The organism is Stappia sp. WLB 29 (assembly GCF_023507705.1).
In the GTDB taxonomy this organism is placed as follows: Bacteria; Pseudomonadota; Alphaproteobacteria; order Rhizobiales; family Stappiaceae; genus Stappia.
The window spans coordinates 195,019-212,921 of sequence record NZ_JALBGD010000004.1; the positions used below are offsets into that span (position 1 = coordinate 195,019).

Genomic DNA, 17,903 nt, shown 5'->3' on the forward strand with positions numbered 1-17,903 from the left:
GGGCCCTGCAGCGTTGCGCGAACCGGTCAACCTGCTATACCGCGCGCAAGGACCGGATCGGGTTCCGGCAGATCACGAGCGGAGTTGCGGAATGAGCGAAATGCGCCTGACGGTGGTAGGGGCTGCCGGTCGCATGGGCGGGGCGCTGATCCGCGCGATTTCGCAGATGGACGGCGTCCGGTTGTCGGCTGCGGTCGAGCGGACGGATTCTCCCGCGATCGGACAGGATTGCGGCGTTCTGGCAGGTCTGCCGGCGAACGGCATCACCGTGACGGACGACGCGCTCGCAGCCTTTGCGGCAACGGACGGGATTCTCGATTTCACCGCGCCTGCCGCCTCGCGGCATTTCGCAGAACTGGCCGCTCAGGCGCGGATCGTGCATGTGATCGGCACGACCGGCCTCAGCGACGAAGATCTTTCCGCGATCCACCCGGCCGCCCGGCACGCCCGCATCGTCCAGTCGGGCAACATGAGCCTCGGCGTCAACCTGCTGGCAGCGCTCGTCCGCCGCGCAGCCGCGGCCTTGGACGAGGATTTCGACATCGAAGTGCTCGAGATGCATCATCGTCACAAAGTCGACTCGCCGTCCGGCACCGCCTATCTGCTGGGCGAAGCTGCGGCGAAAGGCCGGGGCCTCGATCTCGCCGAGCGCAGCGTGCGCAGCCGCGACGGGTTCACCGGCGAGCGTCCGCGCGGCGACATCGGTTTCGCAACCTTGCGCGGCGGTACGGTCATCGGCGATCACAGCGTCGTCTTCGCCGGACCGCTCGAGACGATCACCCTTTCTCACCATGCCCAGGACCGGCAGATCTTTGCCCGGGGCGCGGTGAAGGCGGCCCTGTGGGCCCGCGACAGGAAGCCCGGCTTCTACACGATGGAGGATGTGCTCGGTCTACGCGACTGAACCGCATCTTCCGCCATCCGACCTGGAGACAGTCTCGCAATGGAACATCTTCTTGTGCTCGTGCGCCACGGGCAGAGCGAATGGAACCTGAAGAACCTTTTCACCGGCTGGAAGGACCCCGGCCTGACAGAGAAGGGGATCGCCGAGGCGCGCGCTGCCGGCGGCAAGCTGCGCGACCTGAAGCTCGCCTTCGACATCGCCTTCACATCCGATCTCAGCCGTGCCCAGAACACCCTCAAGCTGATCCTGGAGGAACTGGGTCAGGAAGGCCTGGAGACGGTGCGCGATCAGGCCCTGAACGAGCGCGACTACGGCGACCTCACGGGCATGAACAAGGACGAGGCGCGCGAGAAGTTCGGCGAGGAGCAGGTGCATGTGTGGCGCCGCTCCTTCGACGTTCCCCCTCCCGGCGGCGAAAGCCTCAAGATGACCGCCGAGCGCGTGCTGCCCTATTACCGGTCCGAAATCCTGCCCCAGGTGATTGCCGGCAAGCGGGTGATCGTCGCCGCCCACGGCAACTCGCTGCGGGCGCTGGTGATGGAGCTGGAAGGCCTGTCGCCGGACGAGATCCTCAAGCGCGAACTGGCAACCGGCGCGCCGATCGTCTATCGGCTGACGGACGAGGGCAAGGTCGCCTCCGTCCAGGACCTCTCCGACTGAGACGACCTCATTCGCCGCAGATCAAAAAGAAACGGCCGCGCCCTCAGGGTGCGGCCGTTTCTTTTGCGAAAAGGCGGCAGGAAGACGCGTCAGGCGGTCACAGACCGAAGCCCTGCTGCTCCGCCAGTTGCTTCAGCGAGCGCTCCGGGCGGGCGCCAACATGGCCGATGACTTCCGCCGCGCACAGGCAGCCGAGCTCGGCCGAGGTGGTGAAGTCGAAACCGCGTGCCTGGCCGAGCAGGAAACCGGAGGCGAAGAGGTCGCCGGCGCCGGTCAGATCGACGACATCGGTCACCGCGGCGGCGGGAACCCGCACGGTCTCCTCGCGCGAAATCGCCATCGCACCATGGGCGCCGAGGGTGAGCGCGGTGGTCGGGCAGTCCCCGCGAACGGCTGCGATCGCCGTATCGAGGTCGGCGGTCTCGTACAGCGCCTTCAACTCGTGCTCGTTGGCGAACAGCAGATCGATCGTGCCGTCGCGCATCATGCCGAGGAACTCGGAGCGGTAGCGGTCGACACAGAAACTGTCGGAAAGCGTCAGGCTGACCTTGCGGCCGTGCGCATGGGCGATCTCGGCAGCCTTGAGAAAGGCCGCCTTGGCCGCGGGCGGATCCCAGAGATAGCCTTCCATATAGGTGATCGCGGAGGCTGCGACCGTGTCTGCATCGATGTCCTTTTCGGACAGTTCGACACAGGCGCCCAGATAGGTGTTCATGGTCCGCTCGCCATCCGGCGTGATCAGGATCATCGAGCGCGCCGTGGGCGGGCCGTCGACGAGGACCGGCGTTTCGAAATGCACGCCGGTGCCGCGCATGTCATGGCGAAAGGCGCTGCCGAGTTCGTCTTCTGCGACCTTGCCGAAATAGGCGGAGGCACCGCCGAGCACGGCAACGCCGGCTGCCGTATTGCCGGCGCTGCCGCCGGAAATCCGGGTGGTCTGCCCCATCTTCTCGTAGAGGCGAACGGCTTCCTCGGTATCGATCAGGCGCATCGAGCCTTTCACGAGCTTCTCGCGGACGAGGAAATCCTCCTCCACGTGGGCGAAGACGTCGCAGATGGCATTGCCGATGCACAATGTGTCGAAGCGCTGGCTGGTCATGGTGATGGAACTGTCCTTATCTGGTATCGGGCAAGCGGCTGTCAGATGCCGGGTGTCGGACGCAAGGCGCGGTTGGCTTCGGGCTCGCGGATCTTGTCGCGGAACGTGCTGGCCGGATAGATGCCGAGCAGCTTGAACTCGGCGGAGAAGAACTCCAGTTCCTCCAGCGCCAGCGAGACGCTGCGGTCTTCCGGATGGCCTTCGACGTCGGCGTAGAACATGGACGCGAAGAACTGGCCCTCGAGTTGGTAGGATTCCAGCTTGGTCATGTTGACGCCGTTGGTGGCAAAGCCGCCGAGCGCCTTGTAGAGCGCCGCCGGGACGTTGCGCACACGGAAGATGAATGTGGTGATGACAGGCTGGCCGTTGTTTTCCGCCCGAACCCCATCGCGCGAGAGGATGAGGAACCGCGTGGTGTTGTGGGCCTCGTCCTCGACGTCGCGGCGCAGGATCTCCAGTCCATAGGCGTCGGCGGCCATCTGCGGTGCCAATGCGGCTGCACTCGGATCTCCGGCCTCGGCGATCTGACGTGCGGAGCCGGCGGTGTCGGCCCCCACGATGGCTCGCAGTCCGAGTTCGCGGATGATCTTGCGACACTGCCCGAGGGCCATGACATGGCTCTGCACGCTTTTCAGTTGCTCGATCCTGGTGCCGGGCAGCCCCATCAGCTGAAAGCGGATGGGGAGGAAATACTCGCCGATGATCTGCAGCGAAGAGCGGGGCAGCAGGTGATGGATATCCGCAACACGGCCGGCAACGGAATTCTCGACCGGGATCATGCCGAGATCGGCGTCTCCGTTCTCGAGTGCCGTGAAGCAATCCTCGAAGGTGGCACAGGGCACGGCTTCATAGGCGGGATAGACATTGTGGCAGGCCATGTGCGAGTTGGCCCCGTATTCGCCCTGGAAGACGATGCGCTTCTTGTTCGTCATGTTCGACCGGTTGTCAGCTGGGGTTTGAGACGCGGGATGCGAAAATGGCCCGCACGGCTTCGAGATCGCGGGACGTGTTGACGTCCATCGGCACGCTGTCGATGAGACCGACATCGATGCGCATGCCGGCTTCGAGCGCCCGCAGCTGCTCGAGGCTTTCGCGCTTTTCCAGCGGCGAGGGCGGCAGAGATACGAAACGGTCGAGCGCGGTCCGCCGATAGGCGTAAAGGCCGATGTGCTGATAGAGCGGTCCGGGGCCGGTCGGGGCGGTCGCCCGGGTGAAATAGAGCGCGCGCAGCCGGCGTTCGCCAACCGGCGTTCCCACCGTCTTGACGAAGCTGGGATCCGTCCTGCCGGCCTCGCTCCGGATTTCCGTTGCGATGGTGCCGATATCGACCGCCGGATCGGACAGGGGATCGAAGGCGGCGCGGATCGCCTCCGGGTCGATCAGGGGTACGTCGCCCTGCAGGTTGAGCACGATCTCGTACGCGCGCGTCGGGTCGACCGCCTCGGCCGCGGCCCGGACGCGGTCGGAGCCGCTCGGCAGGTCGGGATCGGTCATCACTGCGGTTCCGCCGGCAGCTTCCACTGCGGCCCTGATGTCAGGATGATCGCAGGCAACGACGACAGGGCCGATCCCGGCGGCCATGCCGCGCTCGATCACATGCGCGATCATCGGCTTGCCGGCAATGAGCGCAAGAGGCTTGTCGGGCAGGCGCGTCGACGCCATCCGCGCCGGGATCACCACCAGGGCGGACAGGGGTGCAGGGGGCGTCACGGACGGCCTTTCGGGCGCCGGAAGGGTGCGGGGCACGCCCGGCGGCAACATGCGATGATTTGTATCATGGACTGCCCTTTTAAACCTATGGACACGAGCGTCAAAAACTTTGTAGTTTCCGGCGACTTTTTCACCACGCGCCGCGTTGCGCGGGGCCTTCTCGTATTGGCCTTGCAGCAACCGAGGGAGTTGGAGCCAGCGGGAATGAATTCTGCCAAGCTAAATATGATCGCCGGTGCGATCCTGTCCGTCCTCCTCCTCACGATGGGACTCGGCATCGTGTCGGAAATCATCTTCCACCAGGATGCACCCGAGAAGCCGGGCTACGAGATCGTCGTGGCCGAGGCGGATACTGGTTCGGCACCGGCCGAGGAAGCACCGCAGGTCGAGCCGATCGCGGTTCGCCTCCAGAGCGCTTCGGCAGAAGATGGCGAGAAGCTGACCCGCGCCTGCGCGTCCTGCCACGATTTCTCCAGCGCCAACACCAACAAGGTTGGTCCGGGCCTGTGGCAAGTGGTCGGCCGCGCGCCGGCAGCCCACGAAGGGTTCCGCTATTCGAGCGGTATGCAGGCCTATGCCCAGGAGCATGAGGCTTGGACCTACGAGAACCTCGATCACTTCCTGGCCGGCCCGAAGCAGGAAGTCGCCGGTACCTCGATGGGCTACGCCGGTATGCGCAAGCCCGAGGATCGCGCCAATCTGATCGCTTATCTGCGCACGCTGTCGGAAAATCCGCAGCCGCTGCCGGAAGCGCCCGCTGCCGATGCTCCGGCGGCCGAAGCGCCCGCGGCGGAGACGCCTGCCGAAGCACCTGCGACCGAGGCCCCTGCTGCTGAAGCGCCTACGACGGAGGCTCCGGCGGCCGATGCGCCCGCGACCGAACCTCCGGTCACAGAGACTCCTGCGGAAGGAACGCAGGCCCAGTAAAGCCGGCGCGACGTCTTGCGTCTCCGACTTGAAGCGAAGTTCGAAAGGCCGGGCGTGAGCCTGGCCTTTTCCTTTTCCAGGCCTCCGGTTCCTTCAGTCAAGCAAGGTCTGAACCGCAAGTTTCCGCTGCGTTCCGGCTGTGAAGATGCGCGGCTTTCGGCTATAACCCTTGCGCTTTGCGGGGTGTCGATGCGTTGACCCTGGAGGGCGGCCGCCATTCGTCTGCAAATACCTCTTTAACCGGGATGTGATACGCAGTTTTATCAGGTATGGAGACGTCGGGCTTGAACGACACGCAAACCGATCGGACAAGCGGTCTCCATACGCGTATCGTTGGCAAGCGAGGGCCCATGACGCAGGCGTCCGGCGGCAAGGAATTGGCGCTGATCCGATGGAAGCATCGGGCGATCGCCTTTGCCGTCGTCGCATTCATCTGCATTCTCGGGGTGGCTCTCACCAGCTACATCTCGACGCTGCTGACGGAAAACGCCCAGAAGCGCCTGCAGAACGAAACGCTGTCCCGCCTCTCGGAGGCGAGGGCCCGGCTTGAGGGAACCATCGGCGCGACGCTTTATATCTCGCAAGGGCTCGTCAGCTTCACCGCCATCAACAGCGATCTCACCCAGCGCCAGTTCCGCCGGTTCGCGGAGGAGATCTCCTCGCTCAACAACCATGTGAAGCTCATTGCTCTCGCTCCGGACAACGTCGTTCGCTACGTCTATCCGCTCCTCGGCAATTTGAGGGCGCTCGGTCTCGACTACAGCAAGAACGAGGAGCAGTGGACGGTGGTGAAGCGGGTGATGCAGGAAAGGCGCACCGTGGTCGCCGGCCCAGTCAACCTGGTGCAGGGCGGGCGTGCCCTGATCGCACGATCGCCGGTGCTGATTCCCATCGAGGACGACGAGACCAGTATCGAGCGCCGGTATTGGGGGATCGCCTCCGTGGTGATCGACATGGATACGCTGTTCGAGGATGCCGGCATCCGGCCGGAGATGAACGGGTATCAGTTCGCGATCCGCGGCGCGGATGGTCTCGGACCTGCTGGAGGTATGGTTCTGGGGGATCCCAACCTGTTCGACAGCGGAGCGGTGGTGCTGCCGGTCAATCTGCCGAATGGCACATGGCAGATGGCGAGCCGGCCGGTCGGCGGCTGGACGACAAGCTCTCCGGAGGTGCGTATCGCGCGGATGGTCGGTTTCGGCGTGACATTCGCGATCGCCTTCCTTTCGGCGATGGTGGTAATCGCCCAGCAACGGGCGCGGTCCATGGCACTGCACGATGCCCTGACCGGGCTGCCCAACCGCCGCCTGCTGGAAGACCGGCTGGAGCAACTGGCTGCCCTCAGCGAGCGGACGGGTCTGGGCTTCCAGGTGTTTTTCGTCGATCTCAATGCGTTCAAGCCGATCAACGATACATTCGGTCATGCGGTGGGCGACATGGTCCTGCGCGAGGTCGGCAAGCGACTGCGTCAGGAGACGCGGGAGTCCGACACGATCGCACGGATCGGCGGCGACGAATTCGTAGTCGTGGTTCCGGGCATGACCCACCACCAGAGCACCGCCAATCTCGCAGAGCGGCTGCGCCAGGCGGTCAGCGAGCCGGTGCGGGCGGGCGACCACGTGATCGGCATTCGAGCCAGTGTCGGCTGGGCGGTCTATCCCGACGACGCAACGACGATTCCGGAGATTCTCGAGCTCGCAGACCAGCGGATGTACCGTGAGAAACTCGCCGCCGCCTGATCCGGGCACGGCCTGCCGACACGTTCGGCCACGATTAAACTTTCGTCATGAAGCGTTTCACGTCTGTCGGCGGGCGGTACAACTCCCTAATATGCCTTCAGGGCAACAACGCCGGCGCAGCCGCGTGGCCAAGAGGCGCGTGTCGCGGCAAGACAGACGGATCCGTTCAATCGCCATGATGCAGACAGATCGCCAAAGCACTTTCCTTCGTTCGTCCACCAAGGGAGATACGGTCGCCCGCCATCTGCCGGCGGTCCCCTGGCTCGTGACCTTGCCGCTGATGGCGCTGTGCCTGTTGCTGGCAGGGCTTTCGGCCGTACGGGCGCAGGACGAGCCTGAATGGCGGCATGCGGCGTCGCTGACCGGCGAGCCTCGATATCCCGAGGGCTTCAAGCATTTCGACTATGTCAATCCCGAGGCGCCCAAAGGCGGTATCGTACGACTTGGCGACAGCACGGGCTTCGACACACTCAATCCGATCCTGCCGAAGGGCAACCCGGCTCCCGGCCTCGGTCTGATGTATGATTCTCTCCTGGAGCCGGCTCTCGACGAGATCAACATCAACTCTGAATACGGCTTGATCGCCGAGGCGATGCGCTATCCGGCCGATTATTCCTGGGTGGAGTACCGGCTTAATCCACAGGCGCGCTGGCACGACGGGATGCCGATCAGTGTCGACGACGTGATCTGGAGCTTTGAAAAGATCAAGGAGGTCAATCCAAGCCAGGCCTTCTACTATCGCCACGTGGAAAAGGCCGAGGCGGCAGGCGAGCGGGTTATCCGATTTTCCTTCGATTCCGCCGGCAATCGCGAACTCCCAAAGATCGTCGGTCAGTTGATCATCCTGCCCAGGCACTGGTGGGAAGGCACCGCCCCCGACGGCAAGGCGCGCAACATCGCCAACGGCACTCTGGAGCGACCGCTTGGTTCCGGCCCCTACCGCATCGGCGCTTTTGAGCCGGGACGCTATATCGAATATGAGCGCGTAGACGATTACTGGGCGAAGGATCATCCCACCAAGGTGGGCACCCACAATTTCGACAAGGTCCGCTATGACAGCTATCGCGACCAGACGGTGCTGCTGGAGGCGTTCAAGGCGGATCAGTATGACTTCCGATCTGAGAACAGTGCCAAGAACTGGGCGACAGGTTATGACTTCTCGGCCGCCAAGGACGGCCGCGTGGTTCTCGAAACGTTCCCAGACAAGGCTCGTGGTATCATGCAGGCCTTTGTCCTCAATCTCCGGCGGGAGAAGTTTTCCGACATCCGGGTGCGTCAGGCCCTGAATCTCGTTTTCGATTTCGAGACCGCCAACAAGACAGTGTTCTTCGACCAGTACAAACGCATACCGTCCTATTTCGCCGGAACCGAACTCGCCTCCAGCGGCCTGCCGGAAGGGCAGGAATTGGAGATCCTGGAAAGCGTTCGCGACTTGGTGCCCGAGCGGGTGTTCACAACCCCTTACGAGAATCCTGTGAACGGCGATCCTGGGCGGCTGCGCGATAACATGCGCAAGGCGGTCGAACTGCTGGACGAGGCCGGCTACGAACTGCGCGGCAGGCAGATGGTGAACCGCCAGACCGGCGAACCACTGGCGATCGAGTTCGTCGACAACGATCCGAATTCCGAACGCTACGTTCTGCCCTATGCCCGCAATCTGGAGCGGATCGGCATCAGGATGACGTTGCGCACTGTCGATACGCCGCAATACATCAACCGGATCCGCGAGCGCGATTTCGACATGACGACGCTGGGCTGGGCGCAGTCCCTGTCGCCCGGCAACGAGCAGCGCGACTACTGGGGCAGCGAGGCCGCCGACCGACCACAGTCGCGCAACTACAGCGGCATCAAGGATCCGGGCGTCGATGCGCTCATTGAAAAGGTCATCTTCGCCAAGGATCGTGAGGAATTGGTCGCGGCGACCCGCGCTCTCGACCGGGTGCTGATGGCGCATCAGTATGTGGTGCCGCAATGGTATATCGACGTTGATCGCACCGCCCGCTGGAACAGGTTCGGTCACCCGGAGAATATCCCCGAATACACGCACGGTTTCCCGACCATCTGGTGGTGGGATGCGCAAAAGGCCGCGGCGGTGCGGAGGCGGCAGTGATGACGAGAGAACGCAAGATGCCCCCTCCCGCCGCCATCGGGCAGACGGGACCGGACCGGCGGCAGGTGGTCGGAGGCGCTCTGGCCTTTTGCGCGGCAACGCTTTTGCCGCTGGGCGGTCGTTCGGTCCGTGCCGCCACGGACACGCAAGCCGCAAGCGATACGGCTCCGCGACATGGGCTCTCGGTGTTCGGCGATCTGAAGTATGCGCCGGATTTCACCCACTTCGATTATGTGGTGCCGGATGCGCCGAAGGACGGGCGGATCGTGTTCTCGGCGCCGTCCTGGGCCTATAATCAGAACCCGCAGACCTTCAACAGCTTCAATACCTTGATCTTGAAGGGCGACGCGCCGCCCCGGATGGAACTGTGTTTCGACACGCTGATGGTGCGGGCGCTGGACGAGCCGGACGCCGTCTACGGTCTTGTTGCCGAGACGGTCGAGGTCTCCGAGGACGGGAATGTATACACCTTCGCCCTGCGGCCGCAGGCAAGATTCCATGACGAGAGCCCGCTGACCGCAGAGGATGTTGCCTTCTCGCTGGTCACACTCAAGGAACTGGGGCACCCCTCGATACGTCAGGTCCTGCGCGAGCTCTCCGAGGTTCGTGTCGAGGCTCCCCACAGGGTTGCGCTGGTGTTCTCCGGCAAGCAGTCGCGCAAGGTGCCGCTGATTGCGGCCGGCATGCCGATCCTGTCGAAAGCCTATTATTCCCGCTACGACTTCGCCCAGACCACCTTGACCCCGCCGCTGTCGTCCGGCCCTTACAAGGTCGGCCGGCACGAGGTCGGCCGTTTCGTCGAGTACCAACGGGTCAAAAACTGGTGGGCGGCGGATCTGCCCGTGAGCCGTGGTCATTACAATTTCGACCGTGTCCGGCTGGAGTTCTTCCGCGACCGGCAGGTGGATTTCGAGGCGTTCAAGAAGGGCGTGATGACCTTCCGCGAGGAGTTCACCGCCCGGACCTGGGCGACGGAGTACAACTTCCCCGCTGTCGAGGACGGCCGGGTGATCCGCGAGGAGATCCCGGATGGGCGTCCGGCAGGGGCGCAAGGCTGGTTCATGAACCTCAGGCGGGAGAAGTTCTCCGATCCGCGCGTCCGCAGGGCGCTGGGCCTGGTGTTCGATTTCGAGTGGACCAACACCTCGCTCTTCTTCGATGCCTACAAGCGCACCAGTTCGTTCTTCCAGAATTCGGCCATGCTTGCGGAAGGCGAGCCGGATGCGGCCGAACTCGCGCTGCTGGAGCCATGGCGCGGCAAGGTGCCGGACGAGGTCTTCGGGCCGGCGATCCTGCCGCCGGTATCGGACGGGTCCGGACAGGACCGCTCGATGCTGCGCGAGGCCGACCGCCTGCTACGCGAGGCGGGGTGCCGGCGAGACGGGGCGCGCCTGCTCCTGCCGAGCGGCGAGCCTCTCGCCTTCGAGTTCCTCTCGAACACCTCGACCTTCGAGCGTGTGACTCTCCCCTATATCGGCAACCTGGGACGTCTCGGCATCAAGGCGAATTTCCGCGTGGTCGATCCGGCGCAGTATCAGTCGCGTATCAACGATTACGACTTCGACATCGTCTCACGGCGCTACGCCTTGGCGCCGACCCTCGGCGAGGAAATCCGTCAGATGTGGGGATCGGAAGCGGCCAGTCAGCCCGGCTCGACCAACCTGGCCGGCATCGCGGATCCGGCGGTGGATGCCATGATCGACAAGATCCTCTCGGCCGCCACGCGCGAGGAAATGACCGTTGCCGCCCGTGCTTTGGACCGGATCCTGCGGGCCGGCTATTATTGGGTGCCGCAATGGTACAAGGCGGTCCATACGGTCGCCATGTGGGATGTGTTCGGACATCCCGAGGCACCGCCCACGCATGATTTCGCGCCCGAACTCCATTGGTGGTACGACCGGGAGAGCGCGGAGCGAATCGGCATGCGCTGACATGCGACACATGCTCCAAGGCACCATGCATTGCGGTTGCGGCACGGCGAACGAGCCGGCCGGCTACCGGCAAGAAAGGGATCGTTGACACGATGGGCGCCTACATCCTGCGCCGGCTGCTGCTGATCGTACCGACTCTCGTCGGCATCATGGCCATCAACTTCGTCATCATCCAGTTCGCCCCCGGCGGACCGGTGGAGCGGGTCATTGCCCAGCTTCAAGGAACGGATGTATCCGCGACTGCCCGCATCTCGGGCGGGGGCGGCGATTTCGCCGGGAGCGGCGCAGACACGGCCGGAGATGCCTCCTCGGTCGGATCGCGATATCGCGGCGCCCAGGGCCTCGACCCGGAATTCATCAAGGAACTGGAGCGACAGTTCGGCTTCGACAAGCCGCCGCTGGAGCGCTTTGCCGGGATGCTGTGGGACTATGCCCGATTCGACTTCGGCGAGAGCTATTTCCGCGACGTTTCGGTGATCGACCTGATCATCGAGAAGATGCCCGTGTCCATCTCTCTCGGCCTATGGATGACATTCATCTCCTATGCGATCTCGATCCCGCTGGGCATCCGCAAGGCGGTGAGTGACGGCTCGCGCTTCGACGTGTGGACCTCCGCCGTGATCGTGGTGGGCTATGCGATACCCGGGTTCCTCTTCGCGGTGCTCTTGATCGTGCTGTTCGCCGGCGGCTCGTTCCTCGACTGGTTCCCGCTGCGCGGCCTCACGTCCGAGAACTGGGAGCAACTGTCCTGGCCGGCGCGCATCGTCGATTATTTCTGGCACCTCGCCCTGCCGCTGACCGCCATGGTGCTGTCGGCCTTCGCGACCGTGACGCTGCTGACCAAGAACTCGTTCCTCGACGAGATCCGCAAGCAGTATGTCCAGACGGCCCGCGCCAAGGGCCTGAACGAGCGGCAGGTGCTCTACGGTCACGTTTTCCGCAATGCGATGCTGATCGTGATCGCCGGCTTCCCGGGCGCCTTCATCTCGTCCTTCTTTGCCGGCTCGCTTCTGATCGAGACCATCTTCTCGCTGGACGGTCTTGGCCTGCTCGGCTTCGAGGCGGTGATCAATCGCGATTATGCGGTGGTCTTCGCGACGCTCTACATCTTCTCTCTCATGGGCCTGCTCGTGAATCTCGTCTCCGACCTGACCTATACCTGGATCGATCCGCGGATCGATTTCGAGAGCCGGGAGGTCTGAGCCCATGGACCTGCGGACAGAAACCGCCGGCAATACCGGATCCACTGCGGCCGCTGCGCCATTCGGCCGGCCGAAGGGCTGGCTGTCGCCGATCAACCGGCGCCGTCTGGCGAACTTCAGGGCCAACCGGCGCGGCTATTGGTCGTTCTGGATCTTCCTCCTCTTGTTTGGTCTGTCGCTCGTCGCCGAACTTCTTGTCAACGACCGGCCGATCGTCGTCGTCTACAAGGGCGAGGTCCTGGCGCCGATCCTCGTCGACTATCCGGAGGAAAAGTTCGGCGGCTTCCTGGCGGTCACCGATTACCGCGATCCATATATTCAGGAAGAGATCGGCGCCAACGGCTGGATGCTGTGGCCGCCGGTCCGCTACTCTTATCGCACAGTCAACAACGAGATTCCGGTGCCGGCGCCCGCGCCTCCCTCATGGCTGCTCGACAAGCAGGAGCGCTGCAGCCGCTATCCGCTCGGGGCGGAAGACCCCAACTGCACGCCCGGCAACTGGAACTGGCTCGGCACCGACGACCAGGGCCGCGATATCGTCGCGCGGCTTGTCTACGGTTTCCGCATCTCGGTGCTGTTCGGCTTGGCCCTGACGATCGCTTCCTCGGTGATCGGCATCGCCGCCGGCGCGGTGCAGGGTTACTACGGTGGTTGGGTCGACCTCCTGTTCCAGCGCTTCATCGAGATCTGGACGGCGATCCCCACTCTCTACCTGATCCTGATCGTGTCCTCGGTGCTGATCCCCGGCTTCTGGACACTCTTCACCATCCTGCTCGCCTTTTCCTGGGTGGCACTGGTGGGCGTGGTCCGGGCGGAGTTCCTGCGCGCCCGCAACTTCGAATACGTCACGGCGGCGAAGGCGCTCGGCGTCGGCAATGCCACGATCATGTGGCGGCACCTGCTGCCCAACGCGATGGTGGCGACGCTGACCTTCATGCCCTTCATCCTGAACGGCTCGATCTCGACGCTGACGGCGCTGGATTTCCTCGGCTTCGGCCTTCCGCCCGGCTCGGCTTCGCTCGGCGAATTGCTGGCGCAGGGAAAGAACAACCTGCAGGCGCCGTGGCTCGGCATCACCGGCTTCATCGTCATCTCGACCATGCTCAGCCTGCTGATTTTCATCGGCGAAGCCGTGCGCGACGCATTCGATCCGCGCAAGAGCTTCGTGTGAGGACCCAATGACGAGCGAACAGATCACACGGCCGCTGCTCTCCGTCCGCGAGCTCTCGGTCGCCTTCACCCAGAACGGCGTCACCCATACGGCCGTCGACCGGATTTCGTTCGACATCGGTTCCGGTGAAACGCTGGCGCTGGTCGGCGAATCCGGGTCCGGCAAGTCGGTCTCCGCCCTTTCGGCGGTGAAGCTGCTGCCCTATCCCTCGGCCTCGCACCCGACCGGCGAGATCCTGTTCAAGGGAGAGGACGTGCTCAAGGCCGACGAGGCGGCGCTCCGGCGCATCCGCGGCAACGAGATCTCGATGATCTTCCAGGAGCCGATGACTTCGCTCAATCCGCTGCATACGGTGGAAAAGCAGATCGCCGAGGTCCTGAAGCTGCATCGCGGCATGGGCGAGACCACGGCGCGTGCCCGGGTGGTGCAACTGCTCGATCAGGTCGGCATCCGCGATCCCGAGAGCCGGCTGCAGAGCTATCCGCATCAGCTTTCCGGCGGCCAGCGCCAGCGCGTGATGATCGCCATGGCGCTCGCCAACGAGCCGGACCTGCTCATCGCCGACGAGCCGACCACGGCGCTCGACGTCACCGTGCAGGCGCAGATCCTCAAGCTGTTGAAGGAGCTGCAGCGCGACGTCGGCATGGCCATGCTCTTCATCACCCATGATCTCGGCATCGTTCGCAAGGTCGCCGACCGGGTCTGCGTGATGACGAAAGGCGAGATCGTCGAGAGCGGAACGGTGCGCGAGGTTTTCGAGAACCCTCAGCACGAATATACCCGGCACCTGATCGCGGCCGAGCCGAAGGGCAAACCGCCGGTAACGGACGAGACCCGGCCGGTGGTGGTGGAAGCGCGCGACGTGAAGGTGTGGTTCCCGGTGAGGCGCGGCCTGCTGCGCCGGACCGTCGATCACATCAAGGCGGTCGACGGCATCGACGTCACGGTGCGCGAGGGCCAAACGCTCGGCATCGTCGGCGAGAGCGGCTCCGGCAAGACGACGCTCGGCCTTGCCCTGCTGCGGATGATTTCCTCCACCGGCAAGATCCGTTTCGGTGCCCGCGAGATCGACAAGCTGTCATGGAAGGACATGCGTCCGCTGCGCCGCGACATGCAGATCGTCTTCCAGGATCCGTTCGGCTCGCTCAGCCCGCGCATGTCGGTGGCGGACATCGTCGGCGAGGGGCTCGCCGTGCATTTCCCCGGCATTACTGCGGACGAGCGGGATGCGAAGGTCGCCGCCGCACTCGTCGAAGTGGGTCTCGATGCCGACACCCGCTTCCGCTATCCGCATGAATTCTCCGGCGGCCAGCGCCAGCGCATTTCCATCGCCCGTGCCATGGTGCTGCAGCCGAAATTCGTCATGCTCGATGAGCCGACATCAGCGCTGGACATGAGCGTGCAGGCGCAGGTGGTTGATCTCCTGCGCGACCTGCAGAAGCGCCACGGCCTCGCCTATCTCTTCATCTCGCACGATCTCAAGGTGGTGCGCGCACTCGCCAACGAGGTCATCGTCATGCGAGCCGGCAAGGTGGTGGAGGCGGGAGCCGCCGCCGATGTCTTCGACGCGCCGAAGTCAGACTACACCAAGGCGCTGATGGCCGCAGCCTTCCGCATGGAAACGGCGGGCACCGGCATCGTCAGCGAGTAGGAGAGAGCCGCTCATTGCGAGGGCGGAAAGACCACGAGGGCCGTCGCGCTCCCCTGGAGCCATCTTTTGCGTGTAAGGCGAGAGGATATCTTGCTAAACTCGCATGATTGCGAGGGAGAGTTTGATGTATTCCATTAAGGTTCTGATTTGCCTCTCGATTCTGAGTTTTGCGGCGACCGTTCCGGTATTGGCGCAACAGCAGCTTTCCGGAGATCAGGTGAGGGCGCTCATTGTCGGTAAACGGTTCGGTTCGGCCATTTGGCCGCCTCCGGGCATTACTTTCAAGAAAGACAACCATTTTCGCCTTGCCAACGGGAAGGCATGTGGAGGGAAAGATCCGCATACATACAAGATTGATCGGTATGGGCTTCTGACAATCGAATTCAGAACGTGCGAGGGAAAGAAGGAGCACTCCGACTACTTCTACATTCTGAAATCGGGAAGAAACTATTATATATCTTCGGCAAGCGGGGGCTACTCTCTACCGTTGCGACGCCGCTGAAGCAGGCGACTGCCGGAATCTGGCAGAGGCTCACTCCAGCCAGCAGGTCGCCCGCCGGCCGGCCTTTTCCTGTTCGAGCCCGAGGGTGCGGCGGGTCTTGAAGCCGATCAGCCCGTCGGCGCCGCCGACATCGTGGCCCTTGGCCTCCAGCTCGAGCTGGAGGTCGCGCACGGCGCCGCGCGAGCGTGTCTTCACGTCCTTCCACCCCTGAACGAAGCCGGCATTGTTGCCGTAGCGGCCCGCCAGATGGCCGACAAAGAGCGCGTAGACATCGGACTCGTTGTAGGCCTTCAGCACATAGAAATTGTCGGTCGCGATGAAGGCCGGGCCGTTGCGCCCGGCCGGCATCAGGAGAAAGCCCGGCTGCGGCAACTCGTGTTGCGGAAACGGGCGGTCCTTGACGCGGCTGACGCCTTCCCTGACCCAGGCCGTGATCGGCTGGCCCCGGTCGGGCCCTTCGCGTGCGCAGGAGACGGAAGTCGGGACCTCGACCTCGTAGCCCCAGTCGCGCCCTGTCACCCAGCCGTGCCAGGCGAGATAATTGGCGATGGAGGCCAGCGTATCCGGCACTGAGCGCCAGATGTCGCGCTTGCCGTCGCCGTCGAAATCCACCGCAAGGCGCAGGAAGCTGGAGGGCAGGAATTGCGGCTGGCCGAGCGCGCCGCCCCAGGAACTGCGCAGGTTCGCACGGGCGATGTGCCCGTCCGCGAGGATCTGCAGGGCCGCGACGGTCTCCTCGGCGAAGAAATCGCGCCGGGTTCCCATGAAGGCGCGGGTCGCAAGGGTTCTTAGCGCATCGTTGGGAATACGGGCGGCGCCATAGCCGGATTCGCGGGCCCAGATCGCCAGGATGATCCGTGACGGCACGCCGTAACGCGCCTCGATCCGCGACAGGGTCGCGCGATGCGTCTGTGCAAGACGCCGGCCCTGTGCGGCCAGCGCGTTGAATTGGCTGTCGCGGAAATATCCGGCCGGGGCGCGGAACTCGGACTGATAGTTGACCGAGGGCGGCCGCTCCGGACCGTCGGGATCGCCGAGGCCCGGCAGCGAGGTGTCGGGCGACAGGCCCGAGAGCTCCCGCCGGATCACGTCCTGCGGCACGCCGGCCGCGCGAGCGGCCGGGACGATGCGCGTTTCGAGGAACCGGTCGAATTTCGCCTGCAGGCTCTGTTGGGCGAGGGAGGGAGAGCTGCAGATGGCTGCAAGCAGTACTGCGAGCGAAGCGAGAAGGGCGGGCAGGGCGCGGTGCATGACGATCCGTTGCAGGTGGCTGGCTGCGCCGAGCCTAGCACGGCGCCCCGCGCGGAACGACATGCGGGATCAGAAGGACGTGCGGGCCTTCAGCGCCTGGACCAGCGTTCCCTCGTCGAGATAGTCGAGCTCGCCGCCGACCGGAACGCCATGGGCAAGGCGCGTGACCTTCACGTCCATGCCGCGCAGCCGGTCGGTGATGTAATGGGCCGTGGTCTGGCCCTCCACCGTCGCGTTCACCGCCAGGACGATCTCAGAGACATCTCCGGCAGCGACCCGTTCGATCAGCTTGTCGATGGTCAGGTCGTCGGGTCCGATGCCGTCGAGCGGCGACAAGGTGCCGCCCAGCACGTGATAGCGGCAGTTCAGCGCCCCGGCGCGCTCCAGCGCCCACAGGTCGGAAACGTCTTCAACCACGACGATGGTTGCCGTGTCGCGGCGCGGATCGGAGCAGATGGTGCAGGGATCGCAGGTGTCGACCGTGCCGCAGGTCTGGCACACGGTCACCCGGTCCACGGCCACGCCCATGGCCTGCGCCAGCGGGACCAGCAGCTGGTCCTTCTTCTTGATGAGGTGCAGCGCAGCACGCCGGGCCGACCGGGGGCCCAGCCCCGGCAGCTTGGCGAGCAGTTGGATCAGCCGTTCGACCTCGGGTCCGGCGACCGCCCGGTTGGCCATGGGATCAGAACGGCAACTTGAAGCCGGCGGGCAGGCCGAGGCCGCCCATCAGTTCCTGGGTCTTCTGCTGCAGCAGCGCTTCGGCCTTGGCCTTGGCGTCCTGATGGGCCGCAAGGATCAGGTCCTCGAGGATCTCGACCTCGTCGGGCTTGGCCATGGACGGATCGATGCGAATGGACTTGAGCTCGCCCTTGCCGGTCATGGTCAGGGTGACCATGCCGCCGCCGGCGGTGCCTTCCACCGCGACCGAGGCGATCTCTTCCTGCAGCGAGCCCATCTGCTCCTGCATCTGCTTCGCCTGTTTCATCATCTTCAGGAAGTCCATGGGTGTCTCCTTGGGAGCGGTACGAAAGGGCGTCGGGTCAGTC

16 protein-coding genes are annotated in these 17,903 nt (G+C 64.3%); 10 read left to right on the plus strand and 6 right to left on the minus strand.

Features of this window, described 5'->3' with window-relative positions; all coding sequences use genetic code 11:
• Nucleotides 1-100: 100 nt before the first annotated feature.
• Nucleotides 101-904: a 4-hydroxy-tetrahydrodipicolinate reductase gene (dapB, locus tag MNI96_RS09680; protein ID WP_249693022.1), complete on the plus strand. Its 804-nt coding sequence runs from the start codon at nucleotides 101-103 to the stop codon at nucleotides 902-904.
• A 39-nt stretch (nucleotides 905-943) separates the two neighbouring features.
• Nucleotides 944-1,564 carry a 2,3-bisphosphoglycerate-dependent phosphoglycerate mutase gene (locus MNI96_RS09685; RefSeq protein WP_249692553.1) on the plus strand — a complete coding sequence of 207 codons (621 nt, stop codon included), beginning with the start codon at nucleotides 944-946 and terminating at the stop codon, nucleotides 1,562-1,564.
• A 97-nt stretch (nucleotides 1,565-1,661) separates the two neighbouring features.
• Here MNI96_RS09685 and MNI96_RS09690 read toward each other — a convergent pair whose 3' ends face one another.
• Genes MNI96_RS09690 through MNI96_RS09700 form a run of 3 tightly spaced genes read right to left on the minus strand, consistent with a single transcriptional unit; the run spans nucleotide 1,662 to nucleotide 4,373 of the window.
• Complete coding sequence (locus MNI96_RS09690; RefSeq protein ID WP_249692555.1) at nucleotides 1,662-2,663, minus strand: adenosine kinase; 1,002 nt, start codon at nucleotides 2,661-2,663, stop codon at nucleotides 1,662-1,664.
• A gap of 41 nt (nucleotides 2,664-2,704) precedes the next feature.
• On the minus strand, nucleotides 2,705-3,595 hold the full coding sequence (locus MNI96_RS09695) for a prephenate dehydratase (protein WP_249692558.1): 891 nt from the start codon (nucleotides 3,593-3,595) through the stop codon (nucleotides 2,705-2,707).
• 13 nt (nucleotides 3,596-3,608) lie between these two features.
• The gene (locus tag MNI96_RS09700) at nucleotides 3,609-4,373 is read right to left on the minus strand and encodes a 3-deoxy-manno-octulosonate cytidylyltransferase (RefSeq protein ID WP_349629147.1); all 765 of its coding nucleotides are present in this window, start codon (nucleotides 4,371-4,373) and stop codon (nucleotides 3,609-3,611) included.
• A gap of 204 nt (nucleotides 4,374-4,577) precedes the next feature.
• Here MNI96_RS09700 and MNI96_RS09705 point away from each other — a divergent pair, with 204 nt between their 5' ends.
• The 8 genes from MNI96_RS09705 to MNI96_RS09740 all read left to right on the plus strand — a co-directional run bounded on the left by MNI96_RS09705 (nucleotide 4,578) and on the right by MNI96_RS09740 (nucleotide 15,606).
• Nucleotides 4,578-5,300: a c-type cytochrome gene (locus MNI96_RS09705; RefSeq protein WP_249692559.1), complete on the plus strand. Its 723-nt coding sequence runs from the start codon at nucleotides 4,578-4,580 to the stop codon at nucleotides 5,298-5,300.
• Nucleotides 5,301-5,650: 350 nt separating this feature from the next.
• Nucleotides 5,651-7,039 (plus strand): diguanylate cyclase domain-containing protein, encoded by a 1,389-nt coding sequence (locus MNI96_RS09710; RefSeq protein WP_249692560.1) that lies wholly within the window; start codon nucleotides 5,651-5,653, stop codon nucleotides 7,037-7,039.
• Nucleotides 7,040-7,319: 280 nt separating this feature from the next.
• Nucleotides 7,320-9,149, plus strand: a complete 1,830-nt coding sequence (locus MNI96_RS09715) for an extracellular solute-binding protein (protein WP_249693026.1) — start codon at nucleotides 7,320-7,322, stop codon at nucleotides 9,147-9,149.
• On the plus strand, nucleotides 9,149-11,080 hold the full coding sequence (locus MNI96_RS09720; protein WP_249692561.1) for an extracellular solute-binding protein: 1,932 nt from the start codon (nucleotides 9,149-9,151) through the stop codon (nucleotides 11,078-11,080). The genes MNI96_RS09715 and MNI96_RS09720 overlap by 1 nt, the downstream gene beginning before the upstream one ends.
• A gap of 92 nt (nucleotides 11,081-11,172) precedes the next feature.
• Nucleotides 11,173-12,282, plus strand: a complete 1,110-nt coding sequence (locus tag MNI96_RS09725) for a microcin C ABC transporter permease YejB (RefSeq protein ID WP_249692562.1) — start codon at nucleotides 11,173-11,175, stop codon at nucleotides 12,280-12,282.
• A 4-nt stretch (nucleotides 12,283-12,286) separates the two neighbouring features.
• Nucleotides 12,287-13,453, plus strand: a complete 1,167-nt coding sequence (locus MNI96_RS09730; RefSeq protein WP_249692563.1) for an ABC transporter permease — start codon at nucleotides 12,287-12,289, stop codon at nucleotides 13,451-13,453.
• Between the two features lie 7 nt (nucleotides 13,454-13,460).
• Nucleotides 13,461-15,104, plus strand: a complete 1,644-nt coding sequence (locus MNI96_RS09735) for an ABC transporter ATP-binding protein (RefSeq protein WP_249692564.1) — start codon at nucleotides 13,461-13,463, stop codon at nucleotides 15,102-15,104.
• 124 nt (nucleotides 15,105-15,228) lie between these two features.
• On the plus strand, nucleotides 15,229-15,606 hold the full coding sequence (locus MNI96_RS09740) for a hypothetical protein (RefSeq protein WP_249692565.1): 378 nt from the start codon (nucleotides 15,229-15,231) through the stop codon (nucleotides 15,604-15,606).
• A gap of 30 nt (nucleotides 15,607-15,636) precedes the next feature.
• Here MNI96_RS09740 and MNI96_RS09745 read toward each other — a convergent pair whose 3' ends face one another.
• From MNI96_RS09745 to MNI96_RS09755, 3 genes are all read right to left on the minus strand, one after another.
• A complete protein-coding gene (locus MNI96_RS09745; RefSeq protein ID WP_249693027.1) occupies nucleotides 15,637-16,857 on the minus strand; it encodes a lytic murein transglycosylase in 1,221 nt (406 codons plus the stop codon).
• A gap of 69 nt (nucleotides 16,858-16,926) precedes the next feature.
• Nucleotides 16,927-17,535 (minus strand): recombination mediator RecR, encoded by a 609-nt coding sequence (recR, locus tag MNI96_RS09750; RefSeq protein ID WP_097175393.1) that lies wholly within the window; start codon nucleotides 17,533-17,535, stop codon nucleotides 16,927-16,929.
• Between the two features lie 4 nt (nucleotides 17,536-17,539).
• Nucleotides 17,540-17,860, minus strand: a complete 321-nt coding sequence (locus MNI96_RS09755) for a YbaB/EbfC family nucleoid-associated protein (RefSeq protein ID WP_067223300.1) — start codon at nucleotides 17,858-17,860, stop codon at nucleotides 17,540-17,542.
• Nucleotides 17,861-17,903: the final 43 nt, after the last annotated feature.